The following is a 24,180-nucleotide window of genomic DNA, read 5'->3' as shown; positions in this document are numbered from 1 at the left end:
AGTTTAGTGCTTGCTTGTTAAAGGCAGCCGACATGCCAGCGTGCTGCCCTGGGCGGTTGCCTCAAAATTGAGCTCGCCGGCTACCAGCTCCACGCGCTGCCGCATGCCCTCTAGACCAAACCCCTCCCCCGGCGCAGATGCAGTGCTGCTGTGGCCGTTATCGACGATGTCTAAGCTCAGCTCATGATCCCATAGCCCAAGAGTGAGCACTGCCTTGGTGGCATCGGAGTGCTTGATCACGTTCTGCACCCCCTCTTGCGCCACGCGCAGTGCCGTGCGGGCAATCGGTTCCGGGACGCTTGTGTTGGTGCCTCCAACCGTCACCACTCGAATGTCAATGGTGCGTTGCAGGGCACGCTGGGTTTGCATGTGACGCTGCGCGAGTTGCTCCAAGGCGACGTTGAGGGGCACGTCATTGCTGGGGCTCGCAAGATCACGAACAAAACGTCGCGCCTCGGCCAGGCTTTCCTGAGCCTGATCGTGGATGAGCTTGAGCTGGGTGGCTGTGTCGCCGCTGGCCTGATGCTGTGCAGCACGCGATACCAAGACGATGGAACTTAACCCTTGAGCGACCGTGTCGTGAATTTCGCGAGACAGGCGTTCGCGTTCCTCCATTCGCCCGGCCTCCCGTTGGCGCAGCGAGAGTTCCTCCTGGGCGGCCAGCAGTTGCTTCGCAATCGCCTCATTGCGCGCGGCGACTGCGCTAAGCACTGAATACACATGGTGAATCACGACGGCGAAACACGCCCCAATGAGCGGGCCAAACCACTGCCCGAAACCAAGTTGGGGATTGTGGATCAGTGGAAGAAAAGCGGCGATCAGCCACAGCACCCCCACCGCCGCAATGCCGCGCCATCCGGGGAAGCAATGCAACACAATGAAAACGAGGGGAAACATGAGCCAAATAAACTCCGGGCTCAGCAGCACTGCAAGCGCCCAAACACCGACAACGCTGAGAAGCCACACGGGCACCCACGGTCCGAAGCCCCAAGCGATCGCCCCTTTGTTTGCCCGATTTTCCACCACCGTGCCGGAAAGATACAGCGCCCCGAGCAGCCCCGAGGTGCCGAGCACACACACGGTATGGGAGACGTGATTGCCGCGGGCGATTGCACTGATCATGGCAAAGAGGAGCAGCGTGGCAAACATTACGTGCAATGCAACGCGCAGCAGTGTGAGCAAATTGGCGGCGGAGGCGGGGGTATTCACCATGCCAAGTCTAGGCGGGATCAACCAGGTGGTTGATTGGAACTTCGCCCACCTTCCCGACGCGCCCGGGCGCCGCGATGAGCAGGATGGAAAGCACGTTGCTACAAAAAGGAGTTCCATGTTCCTGTCCATTCGAGAAATTCGCCACGCCAAAGGGCGCTTTACGCTCATCGGCTCGGTGATCGCTCTGATGACGCTGCTGGTGGTGATGCTCACCGGCCTCACCGAGGGCTTAGGCAAGCAGAACACTGCCGCTTTGGAGTCGCTACACCCCGACAAGGTGGTGTTCGCGGCACCGAGTGATAAGGAAAAGCCCGAGGCCTCTTTTAGCTCATCGTCCATTTCTGAGGGCGTGCTTGCCCAGGTGAAGGGCGAATCTGGTGTAGAAGAAGCCACACCGCTTGGCACTACACAGACTCGCATGGAAGGCCCCACCGGTGCGCAGCCGGTAGCGGTGCTGGGCATGCCCGAAGGAACGCAGTTGCCCGAAGGCCGCGGCACCGTCGGTGATGGCGTAGTGGTTTCGAAGACCGCCGCCGAGGAAACCGGGGTGAGCGTTGGCAGCAGCATTACTCTTGGCGGGCAAAACGTGCAGGTAAAAGAGATTGCGGAGGACTCCTTCTACTCCCACAGCCCCGTCGTGTGGGCTGATACCGCCACCTGGCAGGACGTCAGCCACGCCAAGCCGGGCACCGTCGGCACCGCAGTGCTCGTGAGCGGTAGCCTGGACGGCGATATTCCCGGCACCGTGAGCACCAACCTGCGCAAGGCCTTCGATGCGCTCCCCGGTTACGCCTCTGAGCATGGTTCTTTGGTGAGCATGCAGGGCTTCCTCTACGGCATTTCCGCGCTGGTCACCGTGTCGTTTTTGACCGTGTGGACGCTGCAGCGCACCCGCGAAATTTCCGTGCTGGCGGCCCTCGGTGCATCGAAGCGCTACCTCTTTATCGACGCGCTTACCCAAGCGGCGATCGTGCTGGGCATTGGTGCGCTTATCGGCGCGCTGCTTGGTGCAGGCCTCGGTGCCCTGGCCCAGGGTGCGGTGCCCTTCGAACTCTCCGCGTTTACGGTGCTCGCCCCCGCAGTAATCATTTGGCTTCTTGGTTTGGTGGGCTCCGCTTTGGCGGTGCGCAAGGTAACCAAGGTTGATCCCCAACGCGCACTCGCCGCGGCTTAGGAAGAAGGTAGAAGAGATGAACAACGTTGTTTCGCTTATCGACGCCACCGTGGTCTACCCCGACGGCGAATCCACCATCACAGCGCTAGACCACGCCACCCTGGACCTACGCGCCGGGCAGGTGCTGGGAGTTGTGGGCGAGTCCGGCTCCGGCAAGTCCACCATGCTGTCCGTGGCCGGTGCGCTGCAGGTGCCGACCTCCGGCGAGGTGATCATCTGCGGCGAACACGCAGAAAAGGCCAGCGTGGCCGAGCGCACCGAGATCCGCCGCGAGCACATCGGTTTTGTGTTCCAGTCCCCCAATCTTTTAGGCGCACTCACCGCGCGCGAACAGTTGCTCATTACCGAGCACCTGCGCGGGGTGCGTGGCAAGGCGCTGCGTGCCCAGCGCGATCGCGCCGAGGAATTACTGCAGCGCGTTGGATTGGAGGGCATGGGTGATCGCCGCCCGGAGCAGCTATCCGGTGGCCAACGCCAGCGCGTGAACATCGCCCGCGCCCTGATGAGCAAGCCTCAGCTCTTGCTTGCCGACGAACCCACGTCCGCCCTTGACGCGAAGCTCTCACAGGAAATTGTGCAGCTCATCCGCGAGCTGACCGACGAATTCCAATTCGCCACCATGATGATCACCCACAACCGCAGCCAACTGGATATTGCCGACCGCATTGTGGAAATGCGCGACGGCAAGATGCAGGAAATTCCCGCCAGCGAGGTTGGGGTGTAGCTCCGGCTACCAGCTCAATAATTCTGCGCGGACTCAAGCGCAAAAGATATGCTAAACGGAACCCTAGCCGCTGCCTGACGGCTGGTCCGATTGGCAGCGGACACTAGTCGTGTCCACCTGGCTGCGACTAGTTGCCCAACAGCAACAAAGACAGAGAGTCAGGCGCTATGACGTTAACGATCACTCCGGAATTTGAAGCCGCAATTAAAGCGCTACATGCCGGCAGAAACTTGTTGATTTCCGGCAAAGCGGGAACTGGCAAGTCGACGTTGCTGCGAATGTTCGTCGAACAAATTGAGGAACCAGGAAACGCGCAATCCCAGAAGAACGTCCTTGTGACTGCACCTACCGGAGTCGCAGCGCAAAATATCGGTGGGTTTACGATTCACAAGGCCTTCGGGTTCCGACCTGGACTTTTTCCTGATGACATTAAGCCTGGAGGGAAGTGGCGTCCTACGGTTGAAGCAATCAAGTTACTCGAGATCTTGGATGTTCTGATTATCGATGAGGTCTCCATGGTCCGGGCGGATTTGTTCGATATGGTCGATCAAGCTCTACGCCAAATCCGGAAAAATAAAGCACCCTTTGGCGGAGTTCAGCTTGTGCTAGTTGGTGATTTGCTGCAACTTCCCCCGGTAGTTACCGATTCAGAGCGGGCCTTGTTTAGTGAGCAATGGTCATCGCCTTACTTCTTTGGAGCGCACTGCTACCGCGCACTTGAATTGAAAAAAGTTACTTTGACCCACATCTGGCGACAGAGTGATAGCGCTTTCGTAGAAATATTGAACGAAGTGCGCGAGGGTGCCGTATCGCCAGAGTCCTTGGAATCCTTGAATAATCTGGTCGATCCAAAATTTGACGTCGCAAACGATTGGACAATTCTTTGTTCATACCGCCGTGAAGTGGAACGGATCAATAATGCGAAACTAGACGCGCTCGGATCTCCAATTCTTACTTCGGAAGCCGAGTTCACTGGCGACGCGGCGAAGACGGATTTTAATGGTTCCGAAGTTCTGCGGTATGCCGTTGGGATGCGAGTCATGGTTGTCATTAATGACTTTGCTGGACGATACGTGAATGGCAGCTTTGGCACTGTTTCTTCAGCGAATTCAGATGAAATTGAAGTTGTTTTGGATGATTCAAGCAAAACCGTGAGCTTCGAGCGGCATGTATGGGAAGTTAATAAGCCGAAGGTATCCGGGGGACGCATTTCAGCTGACGTGGTTGGCACGGTCAGACAATTTCCGATTATCGCTGCATGGGCAATCACTGTGCACAAGTCACAAGGCAAGACTATCCCTAAATGTTTCATTACCCTGCGAGGTGGAATGCTGGTGGATGGTCAGTTTTATGTTGCATTGTCCCGAGCGGTAGACATGGAACATCTCCGCTTCGACCAGGAAGTTCTACCAAAACATATCCGAGCGAATAACAGTCTCGTTCGATTTTTGCGCCGGGAAACGAGCGAGCTAGTGACCACGAATAGGGTGGTGTTCCTATCGTTCGACGGCGTAGATTTTGGTGTATCTCAGCATGTCGCGAGGATTCACGCCACTATCATTCATGACGGAACGGTTGTAGCGGATTTTGGAACTTGGCTCAATCCAAATTGTGATCTCGGGGATTTTGGAGTGCGGGAGAAAGTGCCGCCTATGGGGTTGGCCGCAGCTCCTGAAATCGGTGACTTCTGGCCGCTTCTCCGGCGTCAAGCAGAAGGTGGGTTGATCGTCGGAGATGGACTCCAGATGTTGGAGGCAGCGATTCGGCACCAACAAAAAGGCATGCAACTCAATTTGGGGACTGGGTACGATTTCGGAGATTTCGAGCTCACCCTCCACGGCACCAACCCGGAGCAGCGATGTGGCGAAATGGTGCGATATTACCAAGTTGGCTCCCTGAAACTTGAACGTGGTGAGGCAGTTCCCGAGGCTGATGAGCACGAAGAAGGAGCTGTATTCATTCCAGACTGGGCGTCCAGTTCGGAAATGTTCCTGGACCCGAGCAGAGCGACTGATTCAGACATTGCATGGGCTGCAATGTCTGGGGCACTGCGGAAGCCAGAGAGTAAGGCCGAGGTAGTTGAGTGTGCTGAGCTTCTTTCAGCCTGGGCGATTTCCCGGGGAGCCTGGACGAAGGAACTCGCGCATGACATCAAGCAGCGGGCCGCAAAGATCATGTCGGATGAGATTGATCTTCCCGAAGTTATGGATGAGCATGTAGACATTGCAGATCTGCTTCGCGCTGGCACTAAAGTTGCCTGGACGGGATCCAGAAAAATTGCAGAACAAAAGGGTCTGAGCGAGGATCAGCTTCGAGCGCTCCTGGCTGAGCGCAATCTCGAATATCGCACCGGGGTATCAAAGACGAAATGTGACGTGCTCATAGCCGGAGACGTTGCCTCGATGAGCAACAAGGCGAAGCGAGCCAGGGAGTATGGCAAACCGATTATCTCAGTTGAGGAATTTGAACAGTGGTATATCAATGGATTCCAGCTCCCTGCGCGGAAGGAAGCACAAATTTCTCAGAAGCCAGGAGAGCTAAAGAAGGCTGCGAAAGCTGATCCCGCAAAGCCTGCGCCTTCTGTAATCTCGGCTTCAGCAGAATCGCCTGCAGTGCCTCGTGATGAGCTTGACCGCATTTTTGTCACCGGGGCGCGAGTTGCGTTCAGGGGCTATACGTATATACATGGCACTCTGTACCCCCAAGGTGGGGCGTTAGAAGAGCTTTGTGGCTCCCTAGGACTGGTCTACAAGCAGGCAGTATCGAAGACTCGTTGTGACGTCCTGGTCACCGATGATTTTGAAACTACCCAAGGAAAAAATGGGCTTGCCCTCCGCTATGGCAAGCCCCGTGTATCAAACACCGATTTTACCTGGTGGGTGGAACAACGCCTTGAGCAGCAAGCAGCGACAGAAACTACCCTCAGCGAGGCGAAAAGTGAGGTGGCGCTGTCAGATCCACATGAGCCGTCGCCTAAAACCTTTGAAACTTCCAGCGAGGTTGAACTGCAGAGAACCGCAGTCACCCCCAAGTTTGAAAAGGCAATGGACCAAGAGCCCAGACATTTCAATGTGCACGCGACGGGCAGCGACCAGAATTCATTGAAGGTTGAGGAAACTGCTGCGACCCCTGAACCGCCATTAGATCTTCCCGCGCTCAATATTCCAAAGCCTACTGACTTTGAAGTGGCGCCTGTAAGCGCGCAACAGTTCCCAACTGGGCCCTACTCCAAGCAGATTTCTATGGCGCAGGGACTGCAACGAAATGACTCGAAGCACCAAAAATTCTTAGCTGCAAAGCGACGCCTAAAACTTTCTGCGAAGATTACGGTCGGGTTATTTGTGGTGGGACTTCTTGTTGCGTTGGTGGGACTCATTCCTGTCGGTGCGGCGCTCTGGATGGCAGGCTTCTTTGGCGCATGTGTCTCAACGGCATTCGCAGTCGAGACGTTGTTCAAATATCTGAAGAGCCGTGGTGAATAGGATTTTGATCAACGCGGCGCTCACCCGCCTCGCCTCCGGCCACGCGCCTCTGATTGTGGAAGCCCCGAACGTGACGGCGGGCTATCCTCCGACACCACCGGAGCATCGCAAGCAGTAACAGGCGCCCCACATTGCACACACGCCACTCCCCTTGATGTGCGTGGGTAAGCGCGCGGCGTGGGGCGTCGAAAAGCTAAGATATTTGCCTATGACTACACCTTCTGAGAACTCCCAAGGACCCGCCTACCGCTACAATGCCGAGCTCGCGAATTCGCTGGAGCGCACCTGGCAGCAGCGTTGGGTGGCCGAAGGTACCTTCAACGCGCCGAATCCGGTGGGCGATCTGGCCCCGGCAGACCCTGCGGAGTTGGAGAAGGAAAAGCTCTTCGTCCAGGACATGTTCCCCTACCCTTCCGGCGCGGGCCTGCACGTGGGGCACCCGCTGGGCTACATTGCCACGGACGTCTTTGCGCGTTTTAACCGCCAACTGGGCAAGAATGTGCTGCACACGCTGGGCTATGATGCCTTCGGCCTGCCCGCCGAGCAGTACGCGATTCAAACGGGCACCCACCCGCGTGCCACCACGATGGCAAATATTGAGAACATGCGCCGTCAGCTCGATGCGCTGGGTCTGGGGCATGATCGCCGCCGTAGCGTTGCCACCACGGATCCTGAGTTTTATAAGTGGACGCAGTGGATTTTCCTGCAGATCTTTAATTCTTGGTTCGATACCAAGCAGCAGAAGGCTCGCCCCATCGATGAGCTGTTTCCCTTGCTGGAATCCGGTGAGGTCGAAACCCCCGGCGAAGTACCTTTTGCACAATTAGATGAGGTCGCGCGCCGCGATGTGATCGACTCCTTCCGCCTGGTCTACCGCAGTGAATCCATGGTGAACTGGTGCCCTGGCCTGGGCACGGTGCTGGCCAACGAGGAGGTCACCGCCGATGGCCGCTCGGAGCGCGGCAATTTCCCGGTGTTCCGCAAGAAGCTTTCGCAGTGGATGATGCGCATCACCGCCTACTCGGATCGCCTGATCGATGACCTCGACACCCTCGATTGGCCCGAGAAGGTCAAGAGCATGCAGCGCAACTGGATCGGCCGTTCCCGCGGCGCCGAGGTTCACTTTGACGCTGCCGGACACCGCATCACCGTATTCACCACCCGCCCGGATACCCTCTTCGGAGCCTCCTACCTCGTGCTTGCACCCGAGCATGAGCTTGTCGACGCCCTCCTGGCCCAGGCACCCGACGCCTACCAGGAGGCGCCAGCGAAGTGGACCTATGGTGAGGACTCCCCCGCTGCCGCCGTGGCCGCCTACCGCAAAGCCATTGCCGCGAAGTCCGATGTGGAGCGCCAGGAAAACAAGAAAAAGACTGGTGTGTTCTTAGGCGTGTACGCCACCAACCCAGTCAATGGTGAACAACTGCCCGTGTTCATTGGCGACTACGTCTTGGCTGGCTATGGCACCGGCGCTGTCATGGCCGTGCCCGCCCATGACGAGCGCGACCACGAATTTGCCCTCGAATTCGACCTCCCCCTGCTCGAAGTAGTAGCTGGAGGCGAAGTGGCCAAAGAAGCCTTCACCGGCGAAGGCGAAATGATCAACTCCGCCAATGACGAAGGCCTGGATATCAACGGCCTGAACAAGGCAGAAGCCAAGAAGGCTGTGAATCAATGGCTAGAGCAGCGCGGCGCCGGCGAGGAGAAAATCCAGTACAAGCTGCGCGATTGGCTCTTTGCCCGCCAGCGCTACTGGGGCGAACCCTTCCCCGTGGTCTACGACGAGCACGGCCATGCCCATGCGCTACCCGAGTCCATGCTGCCCGTGGAATTGCCGGAGGTAGAAGATTATAAGCCGGTGAGCTTTGAGCCCGACGATGCCGACTCCGAGCCGCAGCCACCGTTGGCAAAGGCAAGCGATTGGGTCACGGTTGAGCTGGATCTTGGCGATGGCCTCAAAACCTACACTCGCGATACCAACGTGATGCCGCAGTGGGCCGGTTCCTCTTGGTACCAACTGCGCTATATCGATCCCAATAACACCCAGGCCTTCTGTGATATTGAAAATGAGCGCTACTGGACTGGTCCGCGTGGCGAAAATGATCCCGGCGGCGTGGACCTTTATGTCGGCGGCGTGGAGCACGCCGTGCTGCACCTGCTCTACTCGCGCTTCTGGCACAAGGTGCTCTTCGACCTCGGCTTTGTAAGTTCCAGCGAGCCCTACCGCAAGCTCTTCAACCAGGGCTATATCCAGGCCTACGCCTACACGGATGCCCGCGGCGTGTACGTCCCGGCTGCAGAGGTAGAACAGCGCGAGGGCAAATTCTTCTACCAGGGCGAAGAAGTATTCCAGGAATACGGCAAGATGGGTAAGTCGCTGAAAAACAGCGTCTCCCCCGATGAAATCTGCCGCGACTACGGTGCAGATACATTGCGTGTCTACGAAATGGCCATGGGCCCACTGGATACTTCCCGTCCCTGGGCCACGAAGGACGTGATTGGTGCGCACCGCTTCCTGCAGCGCCTCTGGCGCCTCGTGGTTTCCGAAAACAGTGGCGAACTGGTGCTCAGCGATTCAGAACTCACCCAAGAAGACCTCAAGCAGCTTCACCGCACCATCGCCGGTGTGCGCGAGGATTACACCGAATTGCGCATCAACACCGTGGTAGCGAAGTGCATTGAGTACGTGAACTACCTGACCAAGACCTACCCGAACGGCGCACCTCGCGAAGCCGTGGAGCCGCTGGTGATTATGATCGCCGCCGTGGCCCCGCACATTGCCGAGGAACTCTGGCACCGTCTTGGAAATAGCGGCAGCGTTGCCTTTGCACCCTTCCCCGATTTTGATGAGCAGTGGCTCAAAGACGATGAAGTTGAGATGCCCGTGCAGATCAACGGCAAGGTGCGCTCGCGCATCATGGTGCCCGCCGATGCTAGCCAAGAGCAGATCATCGAGATCGCCCTGGCTAACGAGGCCGTTGCCGCTCACACCGAGGGCAAGGAAGTATTCAAGACCATCGTGGTGCCTGGCCGCATGGTCAATCTTGTGGTGAAGTAATGCGGACGGTGGGCGTCGAAAAGCTTAAAGCCGGCGCCCATTCGGCAGCAGGAACAGCACCAGCGTCACCGGGAAGAGCAGCAGGAGCGACTGCCCGAGGCTCAAGTAATGCTGCAGCCAGGCCAAAATCAGGGGCATGGCAAAGACCACCACACCCCCGGCCAACGCGGACAAAGCGGCGGCGCGGTTCGGGGAAAGTGAAGGCAGCGCAACCAGATCATCCACCGTGATTGGGTACAGCAGCGCGTTGCCGGCGCCTGCGATCAGCAGACCCGCCACCAGCACCGGCAGTGTTTGCCCCGTGCCGATGATGATGGTTCCGAGCATCGCGCCCAGGATGCTGGCGTGGAAAATGAATCGCCAGCGGATCAGCACACCAGCGGAAAGGCGCCCCGCTGCCATGCCCAGGGGGAACACTGCGCCCAGGGTGGCGGCGGTGGCGTTGGGCACTCCAATGTCGATAAGCCGCGCAACGCCCCAGGTGTAGAGGGCGAACTCCGCGACCAGGCTCAGCGCCACGCGAAGCAGGCCAATTTTGACCTGCCGACGCTCCTGCTTGTTCGGCTTTGGCAGGCGGTGATCGTCCTTGAAGGAAGAAACGTGCACACTATTGGCGCTGGACGCGACGGCGGCGCGGGCGAGCTCGTCATCAGCGACGTTCTTTGGGCCACCAAAAGCCTTCACGGAACGAACCTTGCCAAAGGCGTCGGCGAGGTCGCGGCGGCGCTTCCCCTTCCTCCCCGCGCGACGCTCCGCGAAGGCGGATGGTGTGTGTACGAAGTCCACGTTGCGGATGGTCACCATAACGTAGATCGCCGGGATGGCGAGCATGAGCGCTGCCCAGCGGCCGTGCAGAAACGGCACCGAGGCGAACAGGCCGTACATCAGGGGCGAAAGAATGGAAGCCGCCGAAGATGCGCCATTGGCAAGCGCAATGTCGCGGGCGCGATTCGGGCCGGCGAGCACCGAGGGGACAATCAAAATCACCAGCGAGGTGCCCAACGCAACACTGAGCCCAGAAATAATAGCGAGGTTCGCCTGTGGCGCGAAGGCCAATCCGAGGGCGCCGAGGATCACCATGGTCGATGATGCCTTCAGTACCATGCCAGCGGTGGCCTCCATAAGCCACTTTGACAACAAACTGAACAGCACCATGCCAACGCCCAGGAACGACCCCAGGATGGCGAAGTGGCTGATGGGCAACTGGAAATCTTGGGCAAGCAGCGCGATCAGTGCGCCGACTCCGCCGACGTGTGCGCCGACGGCGATTTCAGAAACAAAGGTGGCAGCAAAAATTCTTGGACGGGCAGGCGAATGTGTGCTTGCCAACGCAGGCGCTTCAGACATGTGGTGTTGTCCTTGTGGTCTCGTTGTTCTTTGCCGCCGGGTTGTGCGGCTTCGCCACATTCTAACCTGTCTGCGCTGTGGCCTCCGGCACAGCCTCGGCGATGTGTAGCGCCGTGACGGGGCCAGCGCCCGACGGCGTCTGCGCTGCGATCCACCCAGCGCGTGCGTGTAAGACTGTGGCTCGGGCTGCGATCCGGCAGGGATCCCCTTGCGGCGATTGCGCCAGCAGCCCCACCATGATGCCGCTGAGCACGTCTCCACTGCCCGGTGTGGCGAGCCAACCATGCCCCGCATCCACTGACACAGCCTGAGTGCCATCGCTGATGAGTGTGAAACGCCCCTTCAACAGCACAGTGGCGCCGAGGTTTCTTGCGAGTTCCCGGGTTGAATCCAATGTGGGTTCTGGGTTTGTGCCACAGGCTTTGGCGAGCCTCGCGAATTCCCCCGCGTGTGGGGTGAGGATGGTAGCTGCCTTCCTGTTTTTGAGGAGTTCGAGGTAATCCGTGAGCATGTTGAGGCCGCTGGCATCGACTACGAGGGGTTCGCTTCGCTGGAGCAGGTGCGGGAGGTACTGTGCATCTGTGCAGCCGGGGCCGAAAAGCCATGCCTGACTCTTCGCTTCGAGTGCCTCAATATTTTCCGTGCACACCACCTCCGGGTAGCGCTGCAAAACCAAATGGCGCACAATATCCTCCGCTAAGAGCTGCTTCATGCTTGGGGTGGTGTGAATTGCGCCGGCAATTGCTAGGACGCCAGCTCCTGGGTATTGGGCGGAACCTGCGAGGATACCTGCTGATCCGGTGTACTTATGATGATTTGGCTGCGGTTCAAATTGTGGCCAATCAATATTGATGCCAACTTGTTGTAGCGAGGCCGGCATAGAATATTTCGAGCGTTCAATAGCCTTGTGCACCTCCAGGGATTCCCGGGTCTTGGCCTCACGCAAAGCGGAACTGATCGGTTCAAGATCTGCCACCCATACTTCGCCACAGTGGGGCGAAAGACCGTGCGCGTAGCGTGGACACCCAAACGTCACGGTGACGTTAGCGCTAAAGAAGTCCTCTCCCGTCGGTACTCCCCTATCAGGATCGATGCCCGAAGGAATATCGACGCTCAACGTGGGAATCTCCCGAAATTTGGCAGCCGCCGATGCCGCGCGGGGGCGCAGGGCGCCTTTGGCACCGATGCCGAGGATGGCGTCGATGAGTAAGTCTGGCGTTTGGGGATCTTCCGTGAGTGTCCCGCCCGCCAAAGCAAATGCCTCTGTTGCCCGGGTATGGACTCGCGAACCGAGCAGCAACGCCTCCACCTCATAGCCTTGCATCGCAAGCTCGGCACCGGCATAGAGCCCATCACCGCCGTTGCCCCCGGAGCCTGCAAGAATAAGAATCTTCCCACTTGGCAACATCGCACGCGCGGCCAGTGCCACCTGGTGTGCTGCTTTTTGCATCAGCTCGTCCGGACCCGCCGATTGAATCAGCGGAGCTTCAATTGCCGCGATCACCTTTGCGGGAAGTGCCTGCATGCTCATGGCTGTAGCTTATCCCTGGCACCGCGGACACCAAAAGAGATTGCGCCCTTCCAACACCTGCTCGGCGATCTCGTGCCCACACACATAGCAAGGCTGTCCGGCACGACGATACACATACACTTCCCCACCGTGATCGTCCTTCCGAGGTGACCTACCCATTGCCTCCGGGGTATGTTCGGGGCGCACCGTATCGATCCGGCCTTTGAGCACCCCATCTGCCATTAACTCTTGTAAATCTTGCCAGATTGCAGGCAATGCAGTTTCATTTACGCCGGGTGTGAAAGGGGAGAGGCCCAGGCGAAACAGTGTTTCCGCGCGATAAATATTCCCCACGCCCGCAAAAAGCTTCTGGTCCATCAATAGTGCAGCGATGGACTTACGGGAACGTCCGACCTTGCGAAACGTCTCAGATGGGTCCGCATCTGCCCGCAGAGGGTCAGCGCCAAGGCGGGCCACCGCCAACGATTGCTCCTCCTCGGTGATGAGCCGACACCACTGAGGGCCGCGGAGATTAGCGGCGATAGCATCGCTTTGAATGCGGAAGCGGATTTGGCCCCAGGGGTCGTCGACAAGCTCGAAGCGCAAGCTGCCAATGAGACCCAGATGGATATGCACAATATGCTCGTGACGTTCCGGCGCGAAATGTATAAACAAGTGCTTGCCCCAGGCCTCGGCGTGATCATAGGGGGCGCCATTGAGTAGCGCGGCCTCGGTGGCGAAGCGGCCCTGCGGCGAGGACACCTGCGGAGAGGTGCCGCAAAAATGCTGGTCGAGTTCGCGGGCGAGTCGATGAATTACGTGGCCTTCGGGCATGAAACCGATGCTAATTGCCACCGCGAAAAAGAGGAAATATACACTGTAACCTGACATACATTTTCCTAATTATTGTGAGGTATCTGCCAATGGATACATGGGAGCCGACGCTCGGCGCCGGACCTCTACTCGCCATCGCCGCCGCCGCGATTGCAGCCATTCTTTTCTGCGTGATCGTGCTTCGACTGCACGCCTTCCTCACGCTCATCATCGTCTCCGCCTTCACGGCCATCGCCGCCGGCATCCCCATCGACGGCGTCCTCCCAACCATGACCGAAGGCTTCGGCAAAACACTCGCCGGCATCGCCCTCCTGGTCGGGCTCGGCGCAATGCTGGGCAGGCTCGTGGAGACATCCGGAGGCGCCCAAGCGCTTGCCGACGCCATGGTGCGCAAATTCGGCGAAGAACGCGCCCCACTCGCGCTCGGCATCGCCTCGCTGATCATGGGCTTTCCGATCTTCTTCGACGCCGGCCTGATGGTCATGCTGCCCGTGATCTTCGCCGTGGCACGACGCCTCGGAGGGCCCGTGCTCGCCTACGGCATCCCCGCAGTCGGCGCATTCTCCGTCATGCACGTCTTCCTGCCACCGCACCCCGGCCCCATCGCAGCCAGCGAATTCTTCAAAGCCGACATTGGCTTGGTGCTGCTACTCGGCCTCATCGCCGCGATCCCAACCTGGTACGTCTCCGGCTACCTCTGGGGTAAATACCTGGGCAAGAAGTACCCCCTGCCCGTTCCGGACCTGCTCACCGGGGGCAAGCAAGTTGAACTACCCGCCAATCCCGCCGGGCCGGGAACCGTCGTGGTCGTGTTGCTGCTGCCTATCCTTCTGATCTTCGGCAACACCGGCATGAACATGGCTGTAGCAGCGGGGTGGGTTGCTGAAGATACCGGGTTTGCGAAGCTCATGGGCTTCATCGGTTCCACACCCATTGCCCTGCTGATCACCACACTGCTAGCGATAGGCTTGCTAGGTCTGCGCCAAGGTCGCTCGCGCAAAGACATTGAAGGCATCCTCGAAGGATCGCTGGGTCCCATCTGCTCCGTGGTGCTCATCACCGGCGCCGGTGGCATGTTCGGCGGCGTGCTGCGCACCTCCGGAATCGGCGACGCACTTGCAAGCTCCATGGAAAACCTAGGTGTACCAGTAATTTTCGGTTGCTGGATCATCGCCGTACTCCTGCGTCTGGCGCAAGGCTCCGCGACCGTTGCACTCACAACCACTGCCGCGCTCATGGCTCCCGCCGTCGCAGCAGGCGACTTCAACGCCATGCAAACAGCCCTCATGGTGCTCGCCGCTGCCGCTGGCTCAGTGTTCGGCTCCCACGTCAATGACTCCGGCTTCTGGCTCGTCGGCCGCCTGATGGGCATGGACGTAGCCACCACCCTCAAGACGTGGACCATGAACCAGGTGCTCATCGGTACCGTCGGATTCTTGATGACGCTCGCGCTCTACGGAGTGAGTCTCGCACTGTAACCCGTCTATTGCGAAGCGGCGCCACCTTCGGGCGGCGTCGTTTTCTTGTGTGCTGTTTCCCGTGCCGGTGGGTCCGGGATGAGCGGTGGCGGTGTCGGTTTGGCATGGGAAGGTGCACGGGTGTGTTGTTTCCCGTGTCAGTTGGTCCTGGTTGGCCGGTGCTGGTGTCGGTTTGGCATGGGAACGTGTACGGGTGTGTTGTTTCCCATGTCAGTTGGCTCGGGTTGGCTGGTGCTGGTGTCGGTTTGGCATGGGAACGTGTACGGGTGTGTTGTTTCCCATGTCAGTTGGCTCGGGTTGGCTGGTGCTGGTGTCGGTTTGGCATGGGATCGTGCACGGGTGTGCTGTTTCCCGTGCCGGTGGGTCCGGGATGAGCGGTGGCGGTGTCAGTTTGGCATGGGATCGTGCACGGGTGTGCTGTTTCCCGTGCCGGTTGGTCCGGGATGAGCGGTGGCGGTGTCGGTTTGGCATGGGAACGTGCACAGAGGGTGGTGAGGAGCAGCGTCCCACGCTAGGAAGCTAGTGTTGCTCCAGCCAATCCACGATGGCGTCGACGATAGCTTCGGGGGTGGCGTCGATGGAGAACACGGCGCCGGGTTCGTCGGATTCGAGGGGTTCGAGCGTGGCTAATTGGGAGTCCAGGAGGGAGACGGGCATGAAGTGGCCTTTGCGGGCGGCCATGCGTTGGGCCAGTAGTTCGCGGGTGCCGTGGACGTGGACGAATACGGCGGTGGGGGCGAACTCGCGGATGTAGTCGCGGTAGGTGCGTTTTAGGGCGCTGCAGGCCATCACCCCATTGTGTGCGGACAGCCAGTCGCCTACGCGCTGAAGCCATGGCCAGCGGTCGTCGTCGTTAAGCGGGGTACCGGAGGCCATTTTCTGCACATTGGCTTCGGGGTGGAGGTCGTCGCCGTCGCGGTAGGTCATGCCTAAGCGTTCGGCGAGTAGTGTGCCGACTGTAGTTTTGCCGCTGCCTGAAACTCCCATGAGAATGATGTGCACCTTCCCGAGCGTAGTAGCATCAAAGTCGTGCAACAAAGCAAAATCCTCCTGTATTACAAGTTCACGCCTATCGCTGATCCGAAGGCGCTGATGCTGTGGCAGCGTGAGCTCTGCCAGCTCCTTGGGCTCAAGGGGCGCATCCTCATCTCGGAGCATGGCATCAATGGAACTGTGGGCGGGCCGATGGATAGCTGTAAGCAATACGTGCGCAAGTTCCGCGAGTATCCAGGATTTAAGGGCACCGAGTTCAAGTGGTCTGAGGGCGGAGCTGAGGATTTCCCCAAGCTGAGTGTGAAGGTGCGCGATGAGATCGTGGCCTTCGGCGCGCCGGGTGAGTTGAAGGTCGATGAGAAGGGCGTCGTCGGCGGGGGAGTCCACCTCAAGCCGGAAGAGGTGAACAAGCTGGTGGAGGAACGCGGCGAGGACGTCGTGTTCTTTGATGGGCGGAACGCCATGGAGGCGAAGATCGGCAAGTTCAAGAACGCCGTGGTGCCTGATGTGAACACTACCCATGACTTCATCAAGGAGCTGGAGTCGGGGAAGTATGACTGGATGAAAGATAAGCCAGTCATTTCCTACTGCACCGGCGGTATCCGCTGCGAGATCCTCTCCTCGCTGATGAAAAATCGCGGGTTTGAGGAGGTGTACCAAATCGATGGTGGCATCGTCCGCTACGGGGAGAAGTTCGGCAACGATGGGTTGTGGGAAGGATCCCTCTACGTCTTTGACAAGCGGATGCACATGGAATTTGGTGCCGGCACTGAGGATCCCGGTTTTGTGCAGCTCGGCCACTGCGTGCAGTGCGGGGCGGCAACCAACAAGTTTGAGCACTGCGTTAACGAGGATGAATGTCGCGAGCTGGTGCTGATGTGCCCCGATTGCTACTCAAATGTGGAAACTCGAAACTGCGGGCGCGAGCGTTGCAAAGAGGTGGCTCGTCAAGCTGCGGAGGAGCTTGCGCACTAGTGTCCGACGATCATCATTTGGAAGGTGATCGTCATCCAGAACATCATCCAAAGGGCGGTGGCCCAGAAAGCGCCCATCCATGGGCGCCAGCGGATGTATCCGATGTACTTGCGCCACAGGATGAATCCGCAAGCGAGCACGCCTCCGACGGGAATGCCGGAGGAGGCGATTGGCCACCAAATCTCCGCCTGCCTGCTGCAGATCCAAGTTGCGTGCCCGTCTTCGCACAAGGGGCCGCCGAGCACGCGGGCGACGACGGCGAGCAAGAAAGCAACCACGACCGTGAGCACGGGCACGGCCAGGGTGAAGACGATGGCCTCCTTGGTGGAGCGGCGATTGCGTTGGGCCTCTAAGTAGGGGTCGGGGGCGTCGGCAAGCTCATCAAAGGTGCGTGGGGCGGGGCGGTGGCGATTAGCGTAGTCGGCGTCGGAGGTGAGGTCGTTTTCCGGATGCTCGATGGGATGAGCCACAGCATGCCTCCTAGCGCGGACGGATGGAAATATCGTGAACCTGCGCATCGCGCGGGGTGTGCAGTACCGAAACTACCGTCTGGGCAATGGTCTGCGCGGCGATGAACTGCGAACCATCGTACTCTCCGCCCTCGTAGGCGACGATGCCCCGCTGCATATCAGTATCCACGCGGCCTGGATAAATGCTGGTGACGCGAATCTTCGGTTCCTCGGCTCGCAGCGTGTCACACCAAGCGCGGGCTGCAAACTTGCTGGCGGAATACGCGCCCCACTCGGGCTTTGTGTGCAACCCCGCACCGGAGTTGATATAGATAACGTGCCCGTCGCGCTCCCGTAGAGAAGGCAACACCATATTGGTCAGACGCACTGGAGCGTACAGATTCACTTCCATGTGGTCACGCCACGCCTGCTCGCTCAGCGTGGCGCAGGTGCCCAACTCCACCACGCCAGCGCAGTGGACCACCGCCTCATACTCGGCGGCAGGCAAATAGGCCGTGGCGCCGGGCTCAAATGAAGCGCGCCACCAGGTCAAACGCTCGTGCTCCAGGGGAGGCGGGGTCGAGCGGTACTGGGCGATGACGTCGCGGTTGTCGTCGATAAGCGAAGAAACGACAGAGAGGCCGATACCTTTACTGGCGCCGGTGACGAGAATGCTCATGGCAAAAGCCTACTTAGATTTGGGGATCATCCAGACGGGGACGGACACGAAAGGAAGCATCTCCGTCGCCTGAGAGCCGATGAAAACGCGCTCGAACGCGCCCATAGGGGAGGAGCCGAGGCAGAGCAGATCACCCTTCTTCCACTTCAGCGCATCCAAAGCTCCCGCCCAGCCGCGGCCGGAGCCGATCTCGGTGGTCACTTCGATATTCGGGATTTCGCGGGAGACTTGATCACGGCAGCGGTCCAGCACAGCGAGGGTTTTCTCACGCCACTCCAAAGTGATGTCGGAGGGCAGTTCCAGGCTTTCGGAAATTGGGGGTTCGCCGAAGCCGGAGGGGGAGAGGGCGAGGATACGCAGCGGGACGCCCCAAATTTCGGCGAGGTGGGCGGTGGAGCGCAAGGCGGCGTCGTCGATGTCGTCGCCGATGATGCCGAAGTTCAAGCGAGTGATGCCGCGCTTTGAAAGTTTGGGGGCGCGGGGCACCAAGCCAACCGGAACTGGGGAGGTGTGCAGCAAGGCATCGGCGGTGGAGCCTGCCAGAAGGCGACCCTTGGAAGCGGCGGCGCCGGAGCCGAGCAGCACGATATCAGCGTCGAAATCTTCGGCGGCCTGCGCGATCAAGGAGGCCTCGTTGGTGCCGTCGGCAAAAATCGACACTTTCGAGGCCCAGTGGGATTCCTCAATGCCCGCGGCGCTGAACTCTTTCCTCACTGCTCTTTCGCAGGCAGCGGCCTCTTTTTTGAACCACTTTTTGTACTTGGAGCCTAGCTTGCTCACTGAAGGCGAAGGCCAAGGACGCAAGAAGGTGGTGACGCATTGCACCTCGACGTCTGTAGTGCGGGCAAGCCAAGCTGCCGAAGCGATGGCTTCAGTGCCGGTTGCTGAAGGGCTCCAGGCAACCAGAACTCGGGCGGGGTGCTGCGCTGAAAATGCGCCCGCGAGGGTCTGGTGTCGTGGTTCGGATGTTGCCATCTGTGCTGGCTGTGTGCTTCCCGGTGGTTTTCTACTTCTTGTCTTTGCTCGGTTGCGATTCGAGCTGGTGCTGGTAAGTGCCAGCGAGTTCGCGAATCAACTTGGCGGCCACTTCTGCGTCGCCGAGCATACCTTCGGGCAGCGTCTCAATCATGTCGGCGATGTAGCCGTCGCGCTCGCGTCCAACGCGCTTCATTTCATTGCGGCCTCGTTCAGTAATGGCAACACGGACGCCGCGTCGATCCTTTTGATCAGGTACGCGCATGACCATGCCGCGCTGCTCCAGTTGGTGCAGGGCGTTTGAGGCGGTGGGCATGCGGATGCCCTCTGCGTGCGCGATGTGGCTGATGCGGGATTCGCCGTCCTCGGCAAGGCGGGTGAGGATGGTGAGCTGCGGGCCGGTGAGGTCGGACTGCTCGGCGGTTCGGAAGTACAGGACATACAGTTTGGTCAGCGCGGGGCGGACTAACTGTGCGATTTCGAGTGGGCTCATTTGCGTCATGTCGATCATCTTAGCCCCACGAACGTAATCCATTGACATTTCCTTCAAAATTGTTACATCCAGTGCCTGCGCTACCCCCAACTGTGTGGTTTTCTCTACACTGTTGAGGATGCTTCGATACAGCGATGAAGTGAATTTCAAGTGGCAGCGATCGCGCACAATTGCCCAGTACAAGAGTGGTTTACTCAAGCGCGAAGACGTCTGCGATGCCGAGTTCCTTCTTTGCGCTTCGGCCAACTTCCACGGAGAGGCACTCAGTACCCCCTGTCCCATTTGTGAGGCCAGCACCTTGTACGTCGTGCCGTGGGTGTACGGCGAGGCGCTGGGTCGGGCTTCCGGCTCGGCGCGGTCACTGTCTGAGGCGGAGCAGCTTGTCGACGTCCACCGTTCCTTCACCATGCATAGCGTGGAGGTTTGTACGACGTGCCGTTGGAATCACCTGTTGTACTCGTGGACGCTCACGAGAATCGCCGATGAGCACTATTAACTTCTGTGCAATCGGCGGTAGTCTGTTGCTTGAACCTTAAATTGTGGTGCCCGTCTAGGGGTGCCGATCTTCAACCAAAGAGAGCTTTGTCAGTTGGCAGCGAACGAACATAGCAAAGAAAAGAAGTCCGAGTCCTCGGAAGACGGCAACGGCAAGTCACGGCTGAAGCCGGCGCTTCTTACTAGCCTCGCCGTATTGATCCTGGGCCCATTCTTGGCGTTCATGGTCGCTTACGTGGCAGTGGATGTGCCACAGCCGGGTGAACTGGTGACGAAGCAGGTTTCGCAGATCTACGCTTCAGATGGTTCCACCGAGATCGCACGCATCGTGCCTCCGGAGGGCAATCGCGTGGAGGTTTCGCTCGGCGACGTACCGGAGACCACTCAGCATGCGGTGTTGGCCGCCGAGGATCGCGAGTTCTACAACAATTCCGGCTTCTCTGTCACTGGTTTTGGTCGCGCACTCATCGGGCAGCTCAAGGGTGATTCGGACGCCGGTGGCGGCTCGACGATTACCCAGCAGTACGTGAAAAACTCCCTGGTTGGTAACGAGCATTCGCTTACCCGTAAAGCCAAGGAGCTCGTGTACTCGGTGAAGATGGCCAATGAATGGAGCAAGGAAGAAGTGCTCCAGGCCTACCTCAACACCATCTATTTCGGGCGCAACGCCTACGGTATCGATGCTGCATCCAAGGCGTACTTCGGCATTCCCGTTAATGAACTTAACACCGAACAGTCCGCTGTATTGGCCGCCGCCATTCAGCGCCCCAGCCAGCTTGATCCATGGACGAATCGTGAAGAGGCGGAGGCTCGCTGGAACTACGTGCTCGACGGCATGGTGGAGCAGGGCTGGCTGGACCAGGGCGCACGTTCCCAGATGCAGTTCCCGGAAACCATTGACCCAGCCAGCAATCAGCCCTACAGCGAAGCCGACGGCCCTAACGGTCTGATCCGTAATCAGGTGGTGGCAGAACTCGGCACCTTGGGTATCAGTGAACAAGAAGTGCAAACTCTTGGCCTTCGAATCACCACTACCATCGACACCACCGCCCAAGAGGCCACGGTGAATGCGGTGGAAAATAACCTCGTTGGCGAGCAGGACAATACGCGGGTGGCGTCGGTAAGCATTGAGCCCTCAAGCGGTGCGGTGCGTGCCTACTACGGCGGCGCCGATGCCATTGGTTACGACTACGCCAATGCGCCCCTGCAGGCGGGTTCGACCTTCAAGATCGTTGGCCTGGCCGCTGCGCTGCAGCAGGGCATTCCCACGAACGCCTACTATTCCTCCGCGCCGGTCACGCTGCCCGGTGGACACACCATTACCAACGTGGGTGGCGAATCTTGTGGCACCTGCTCATTGAAGGAAGCGCTGAAGAACTCCTACAACACCAGCTTCATCCGCATGCAGCAGGATCTTGAGAACACCACCCAAGACACCGCTGATATGGCACATGCCCTGGGTGTGCCCGATTCTCTTCCAGGCGTGGAAAAGACGCTGACCGAAAACGGTGAGCAGCCCTATGACGGCATCATCTTGGGCCAGTACCTCGTGCGTCCACTGGATATGGCACACGTCTTGGCCACCCTTTCTAATTACGGTGTGTACCACGACGCCTACTTTGTGGAGAAGGTAGAGACCGCCTCCGGCGAAACCCTCTACGAGCACGATGGCGGCGAAGGCCAACGCGCTGTGTCTGAGGCCGTTGCTACGCAGGTGCTCGACGCAATGGCTCCCATCGCTGGATTCTCCAATGGCCACGCGCTCAGTGGGCGACCCTCCGCGGCGAAGACCGGTACCACCCAATTGGGCGATACCGGCAATAACAAAGATGCATGGATGATCGGCTCCACTCCGCAGCTTGCCACGGCAGTTTGGGCAGGCACTGACGATAATGAGCCACTGCTTAATGCATGGGGTGGCCCCATGTACGGTGCGAACTTGCCCGCCGATATTTGGCAATCGGCCATGAATGGCGCATTGGTCAATGATGACGTGGAGTACTTCAAGGATCCCGAGCCCATCGGCTGGGCAGCCGGCGGCTACACCACCGGCCCTGCATATCAGGGTGGCGGAACCGTCACGCAACAGCAGCAGTCCACCTCCGAGGCAACGACGAACGCGCCCGCCACCACCACCACCCAATCCCCGCAGCCCGCACTGCCCAACATTCCAATTCCAGGCATCAATCAGCCTCCAGCGCAGCCGGCGCAGGAGCAACCAGCCCAGGAACAGCCTGAGCCTGCTCCGCCAGCAGGTGACGGTGGAGCACCGCTGCTGCCGCTTATCGGTGGATAAGGTTTGAATGGCTCACCCGCTTCCTTGTGATGTTGCTTGTTGCAGGGAGGCGGGTTTTGTGCTCTGGGCAGGGTGTTTCGGGGCTCAGCGCGTACAGTACTTCGCATGACAACCCAGAACGTGTGGACCTGGCGGATGATCTTCGTCGGCATCCTCTACGGTGCCATCTCCGGTGTGCTCGCCGGCTTGACCTATGCGCTGATGCAATGGCTTCAGCATTTGATCTGGCATGACGAGCCCAGCGCGATGTACACGATTGCTGTGGTGATGATCGCCGGTGTGCTCATCGCCGTGATCAATACCCGGATCGGCAACCTTGAACTCAGCCAAGAGCTCGAGCAGGCAGCAGACCTGAGAAGCTTCCACCGAGGCAAAGCAACGTTGATTGCCGCAGGCGCCACCATCGCTGTGGCAGCCGGTGGTGCTATCGGCCCCGAAGCCGGACTGGTGGGCGTGGTGGGACAGCTCTCTGCCCTGGTGGGTATGCGAATCACGCAGACCCGCGAGCAAGCCGTAGCGCTGGCAAAAATTGGTAACGCGGCAGCGCTGGGTGCCCTCTATGGTTCCCCACCTGCTGGTGCCACCTATGAAGACGACACCTTTGATAACCACAAAGTAGTGCCAGTCCTGGCCGCCATTGCCGGCATGGGTGGCTTCTTGCTCGTTATCAAAGCCACCCCAAGCCACCACGCCAAACTGGACTTCATGGCCACCGGGGATTTCTCCGTGCACCTCATGGTGCCAACGCTTTTCGCGGCAATCATCGGCGCAGCGTTTGGCCTGGGCTTTAGCGCCTTGCACCACGGCTATCAGGTGCTCAATGAGCGCATCGGGCACCCCGTTGCCAGAACCATCGGCTGGAGCATCCTGCTGGGGTTGCTGCTTGCTAGCCTTCCGCCACTTCGCTTCAGTGGCCAAGATGCCCTCGCCGATCTTGTGTCCAATCCTGGCCAAACCACAGGCCTTGCGCTTTTAGGCCTTGCTGTGGGCAAGCTCATCGCCACGATCATCACCTTGGCCGCCGGCTGGAAGGGCGGCGAATTTTTCCCGCTCATGCTCATCGGTGCCTGCGCGGGAATGTGGGTTGCCGGTAACGAATCGGGTGTGCTTGCCGCCGACCTACTGGCTGCTACAGCCATCGCGGGTATCGGTGCAGCATTGACGGTGACGCTGCGCAAGCCTCTGACCATCGTGCTGATCCTTTTGCTTTTGGCCCATCACGTGATGGTGGTGCCCTTGCTGATCGGTGTGGGCGTGGGCTATCTAGTTCAGCTTTTCCTGCCCAACAAGCAAGACTCTGACGTGTCGGCCCTCACGGAGAGTTAATGCGCCGGTACCTGGGCAGATGTGTAAGACTGCTGTTTAGATAACTCCGTGATTTTGTAGAAGGAGCTGGGCTTCGCGCATGTCTGATCCAGTGATGTGGTTTACCATCGCCAGCGTCTTTTTTGGATTCCTGCTGTTTTCGGCGGCGTTTCTGAGCTATTCCTACGGGCGGTCGCAGAAGCTGACGTGGACGCTGTTTGGGATAGCGGTGGTGTTTATCACCATCATCCCCGTGGGGCTTGCCGTGGGCGTCTCCGCTGGATAAATCGACTTTTGCCCCCTGATGCGGTATCTTGGTGGGGTTGCTGACGCAACGACCCTCCTGCCATGCCCAGCCGGGGTATGGCCGATCGAAACAAAGAAAGACCATAGGAGGTGATGAGGTCCATGCGTCACTACGAAGTCATGATTATTCTGGATCCTTCCCAGGATGAACGCACTGTTGCCCCGTCCCTGGATAAGTTCCTGGAGATCGTCCGCAAGGACAAGGGCACCGTGGAAAAGGTAGACATTTGGGGTAAGCGCAAGCTTGCGTACCCGATCAACAAGAAGGAAGAGGGCATCTACATTGTTCTCAACCTTGAATGCGAGTCCGCTACCGTGCTCGAGCTCGACCGTCGTCTGAACCTGAACGACTCCGTCATGCGCACCAAGGTGCTGCGCGACGACAAGTAATCCCA

At 59.1% G+C, this 24,180-nt stretch carries 21 protein-coding genes; 12 read left to right on the top strand and 9 right to left on the bottom strand.

Features of this window, described 5'->3' with window-relative positions; all coding sequences use genetic code 11:
- Positions 1–3: 3 nt before the first annotated feature.
- Positions 4–1,212 (bottom strand): sensor histidine kinase, encoded by a 1,209-nt coding sequence (locus CGERO_RS10460; RefSeq protein WP_164470308.1) that lies wholly within the window; start codon positions 1,210–1,212, stop codon positions 4–6.
- A gap of 115 nt (positions 1,213–1,327) precedes the next feature.
- Here CGERO_RS10460 and CGERO_RS10455 point away from each other — a divergent pair, with 115 nt between their 5' ends.
- From CGERO_RS10455 to leuS, 5 genes are all read left to right on the top strand, one after another.
- Positions 1,328–2,386: an ABC transporter permease gene (locus CGERO_RS10455; RefSeq protein WP_123935710.1), complete on the top strand. Its 1,059-nt coding sequence runs from the start codon at positions 1,328–1,330 to the stop codon at positions 2,384–2,386.
- Positions 2,387–2,402: 16 nt separating this feature from the next.
- A complete protein-coding gene (locus tag CGERO_RS10450) occupies positions 2,403–3,110 on the top strand; it encodes an ABC transporter ATP-binding protein (protein WP_123935708.1) in 708 nt (235 codons plus the stop codon).
- A 167-nt stretch (positions 3,111–3,277) separates the two neighbouring features.
- Positions 3,278–6,592 (top strand): AAA family ATPase, encoded by a 3,315-nt coding sequence (locus tag CGERO_RS10445; RefSeq protein WP_123935706.1) that lies wholly within the window; start codon positions 3,278–3,280, stop codon positions 6,590–6,592.
- Positions 6,585–6,710, top strand: a complete 126-nt coding sequence (locus CGERO_RS10835; RefSeq protein ID WP_281271031.1) for a hypothetical protein — start codon at positions 6,585–6,587, stop codon at positions 6,708–6,710. The genes CGERO_RS10445 and CGERO_RS10835 overlap by 8 nt, the downstream gene beginning before the upstream one ends.
- A gap of 90 nt (positions 6,711–6,800) precedes the next feature.
- Positions 6,801–9,650, top strand: a complete 2,850-nt coding sequence (gene leuS / locus CGERO_RS10440; RefSeq protein WP_123935704.1) for a leucine--tRNA ligase — start codon at positions 6,801–6,803, stop codon at positions 9,648–9,650.
- 24 nt (positions 9,651–9,674) lie between these two features.
- Here the strand turns inward: leuS and CGERO_RS10435 are convergent, their stop codons facing one another.
- The 3 genes from CGERO_RS10435 to CGERO_RS10425 form a co-directional block, all read right to left on the bottom strand.
- The gene (locus CGERO_RS10435) at positions 9,675–10,997 is read right to left on the bottom strand and encodes an MFS transporter (protein WP_123935702.1); all 1,323 of its coding nucleotides are present in this window, start codon (positions 10,995–10,997) and stop codon (positions 9,675–9,677) included.
- A 61-nt stretch (positions 10,998–11,058) separates the two neighbouring features.
- Complete coding sequence (locus CGERO_RS10430; RefSeq protein ID WP_123935700.1) at positions 11,059–12,528, bottom strand: bifunctional ADP-dependent NAD(P)H-hydrate dehydratase/NAD(P)H-hydrate epimerase; 1,470 nt, start codon at positions 12,526–12,528, stop codon at positions 11,059–11,061.
- A gap of 9 nt (positions 12,529–12,537) precedes the next feature.
- Complete coding sequence (locus CGERO_RS10425; RefSeq protein ID WP_123936153.1) at positions 12,538–13,341, bottom strand: Fpg/Nei family DNA glycosylase; 804 nt, start codon at positions 13,339–13,341, stop codon at positions 12,538–12,540.
- Positions 13,342–13,430: 89 nt separating this feature from the next.
- Between CGERO_RS10425 and CGERO_RS10420 the strand changes: the two genes are divergently transcribed.
- Positions 13,431–14,819, top strand: coding sequence for a GntP family permease (locus CGERO_RS10420; RefSeq protein WP_123935698.1), 1,389 nt, complete (start codon positions 13,431–13,433; stop codon positions 14,817–14,819).
- Between the two features lie 519 nt (positions 14,820–15,338).
- Here CGERO_RS10420 and CGERO_RS10415 read toward each other — a convergent pair.
- On the bottom strand, positions 15,339–15,806 hold the full coding sequence (locus CGERO_RS10415) for a gluconokinase (RefSeq protein WP_123935696.1): 468 nt from the start codon (positions 15,804–15,806) through the stop codon (positions 15,339–15,341).
- A gap of 42 nt (positions 15,807–15,848) precedes the next feature.
- On the opposite strand from CGERO_RS10415, the gene trhO reads away from it, so the two are divergent.
- Complete coding sequence (gene trhO / locus CGERO_RS10410; RefSeq protein ID WP_123935694.1) at positions 15,849–16,787, top strand: oxygen-dependent tRNA uridine(34) hydroxylase TrhO; 939 nt, start codon at positions 15,849–15,851, stop codon at positions 16,785–16,787.
- Here the strand turns inward: trhO and CGERO_RS10405 are convergent.
- The 4 genes from CGERO_RS10405 to CGERO_RS10390 are packed head-to-tail and all read right to left on the bottom strand — an operon-like array spanning position 16,784 to position 19,392.
- Positions 16,784–17,257, bottom strand: coding sequence for a hypothetical protein (locus CGERO_RS10405; protein WP_123935692.1), 474 nt, complete (start codon positions 17,255–17,257; stop codon positions 16,784–16,786). The two genes, trhO and CGERO_RS10405, sit on opposite strands and share 4 nt — an antisense overlap.
- Positions 17,258–17,267: 10 nt before the next feature.
- A complete protein-coding gene (locus CGERO_RS10400) occupies positions 17,268–17,915 on the bottom strand; it encodes an SDR family oxidoreductase (RefSeq protein WP_123935690.1) in 648 nt (215 codons plus the stop codon).
- Positions 17,916–17,924: 9 nt separating this feature from the next.
- Entirely contained in the window at positions 17,925–18,890 is a 966-nt protein-coding gene (locus tag CGERO_RS10395) for a universal stress protein (RefSeq protein ID WP_123935688.1), read from the bottom strand.
- Between the two features lie 31 nt (positions 18,891–18,921).
- Positions 18,922–19,392, bottom strand: coding sequence for a MarR family winged helix-turn-helix transcriptional regulator (locus CGERO_RS10390; RefSeq protein ID WP_123936151.1), 471 nt, complete (start codon positions 19,390–19,392; stop codon positions 18,922–18,924).
- A 109-nt stretch (positions 19,393–19,501) separates the two neighbouring features.
- Here CGERO_RS10390 and CGERO_RS10385 point away from each other — a divergent pair, with 109 nt between their 5' ends.
- The 5 genes from CGERO_RS10385 (at position 19,502) to rpsF (ending at position 24,175) form a co-directional block, all read left to right on the top strand.
- Positions 19,502–19,879, top strand: a complete 378-nt coding sequence (locus CGERO_RS10385) for a DUF5318 family protein (protein ID WP_123935686.1) — start codon at positions 19,502–19,504, stop codon at positions 19,877–19,879.
- Positions 19,880–20,101: 222 nt separating this feature from the next.
- A complete protein-coding gene (locus CGERO_RS10380) occupies positions 20,102–22,174 on the top strand; it encodes a transglycosylase domain-containing protein (protein WP_123936149.1) in 2,073 nt (690 codons plus the stop codon).
- 105 nt (positions 22,175–22,279) lie between these two features.
- Entirely contained in the window at positions 22,280–23,500 is a 1,221-nt protein-coding gene (locus tag CGERO_RS10375) for a chloride channel protein (RefSeq protein ID WP_123935684.1), read from the top strand.
- A gap of 79 nt (positions 23,501–23,579) precedes the next feature.
- Positions 23,580–23,765: a hypothetical protein gene (locus CGERO_RS10370; protein ID WP_123935682.1), complete on the top strand. Its 186-nt coding sequence runs from the start codon at positions 23,580–23,582 to the stop codon at positions 23,763–23,765.
- 122 nt (positions 23,766–23,887) lie between these two features.
- Complete coding sequence (gene rpsF / locus CGERO_RS10365) at positions 23,888–24,175, top strand: 30S ribosomal protein S6 (protein ID WP_206423902.1); 288 nt, start codon at positions 23,888–23,890, stop codon at positions 24,173–24,175.
- Positions 24,176–24,180 lie beyond the last annotated feature (5 nt).

This window comes from Corynebacterium gerontici (assembly GCF_003813985.1).
GTDB lineage: Bacteria > Actinomycetota > Actinomycetes > Mycobacteriales > Mycobacteriaceae > Corynebacterium > Corynebacterium gerontici.
The sequence above is the reverse complement of the archived record's forward strand: the minus strand, read 5'-3'. Positions and strand labels throughout refer to the sequence as shown.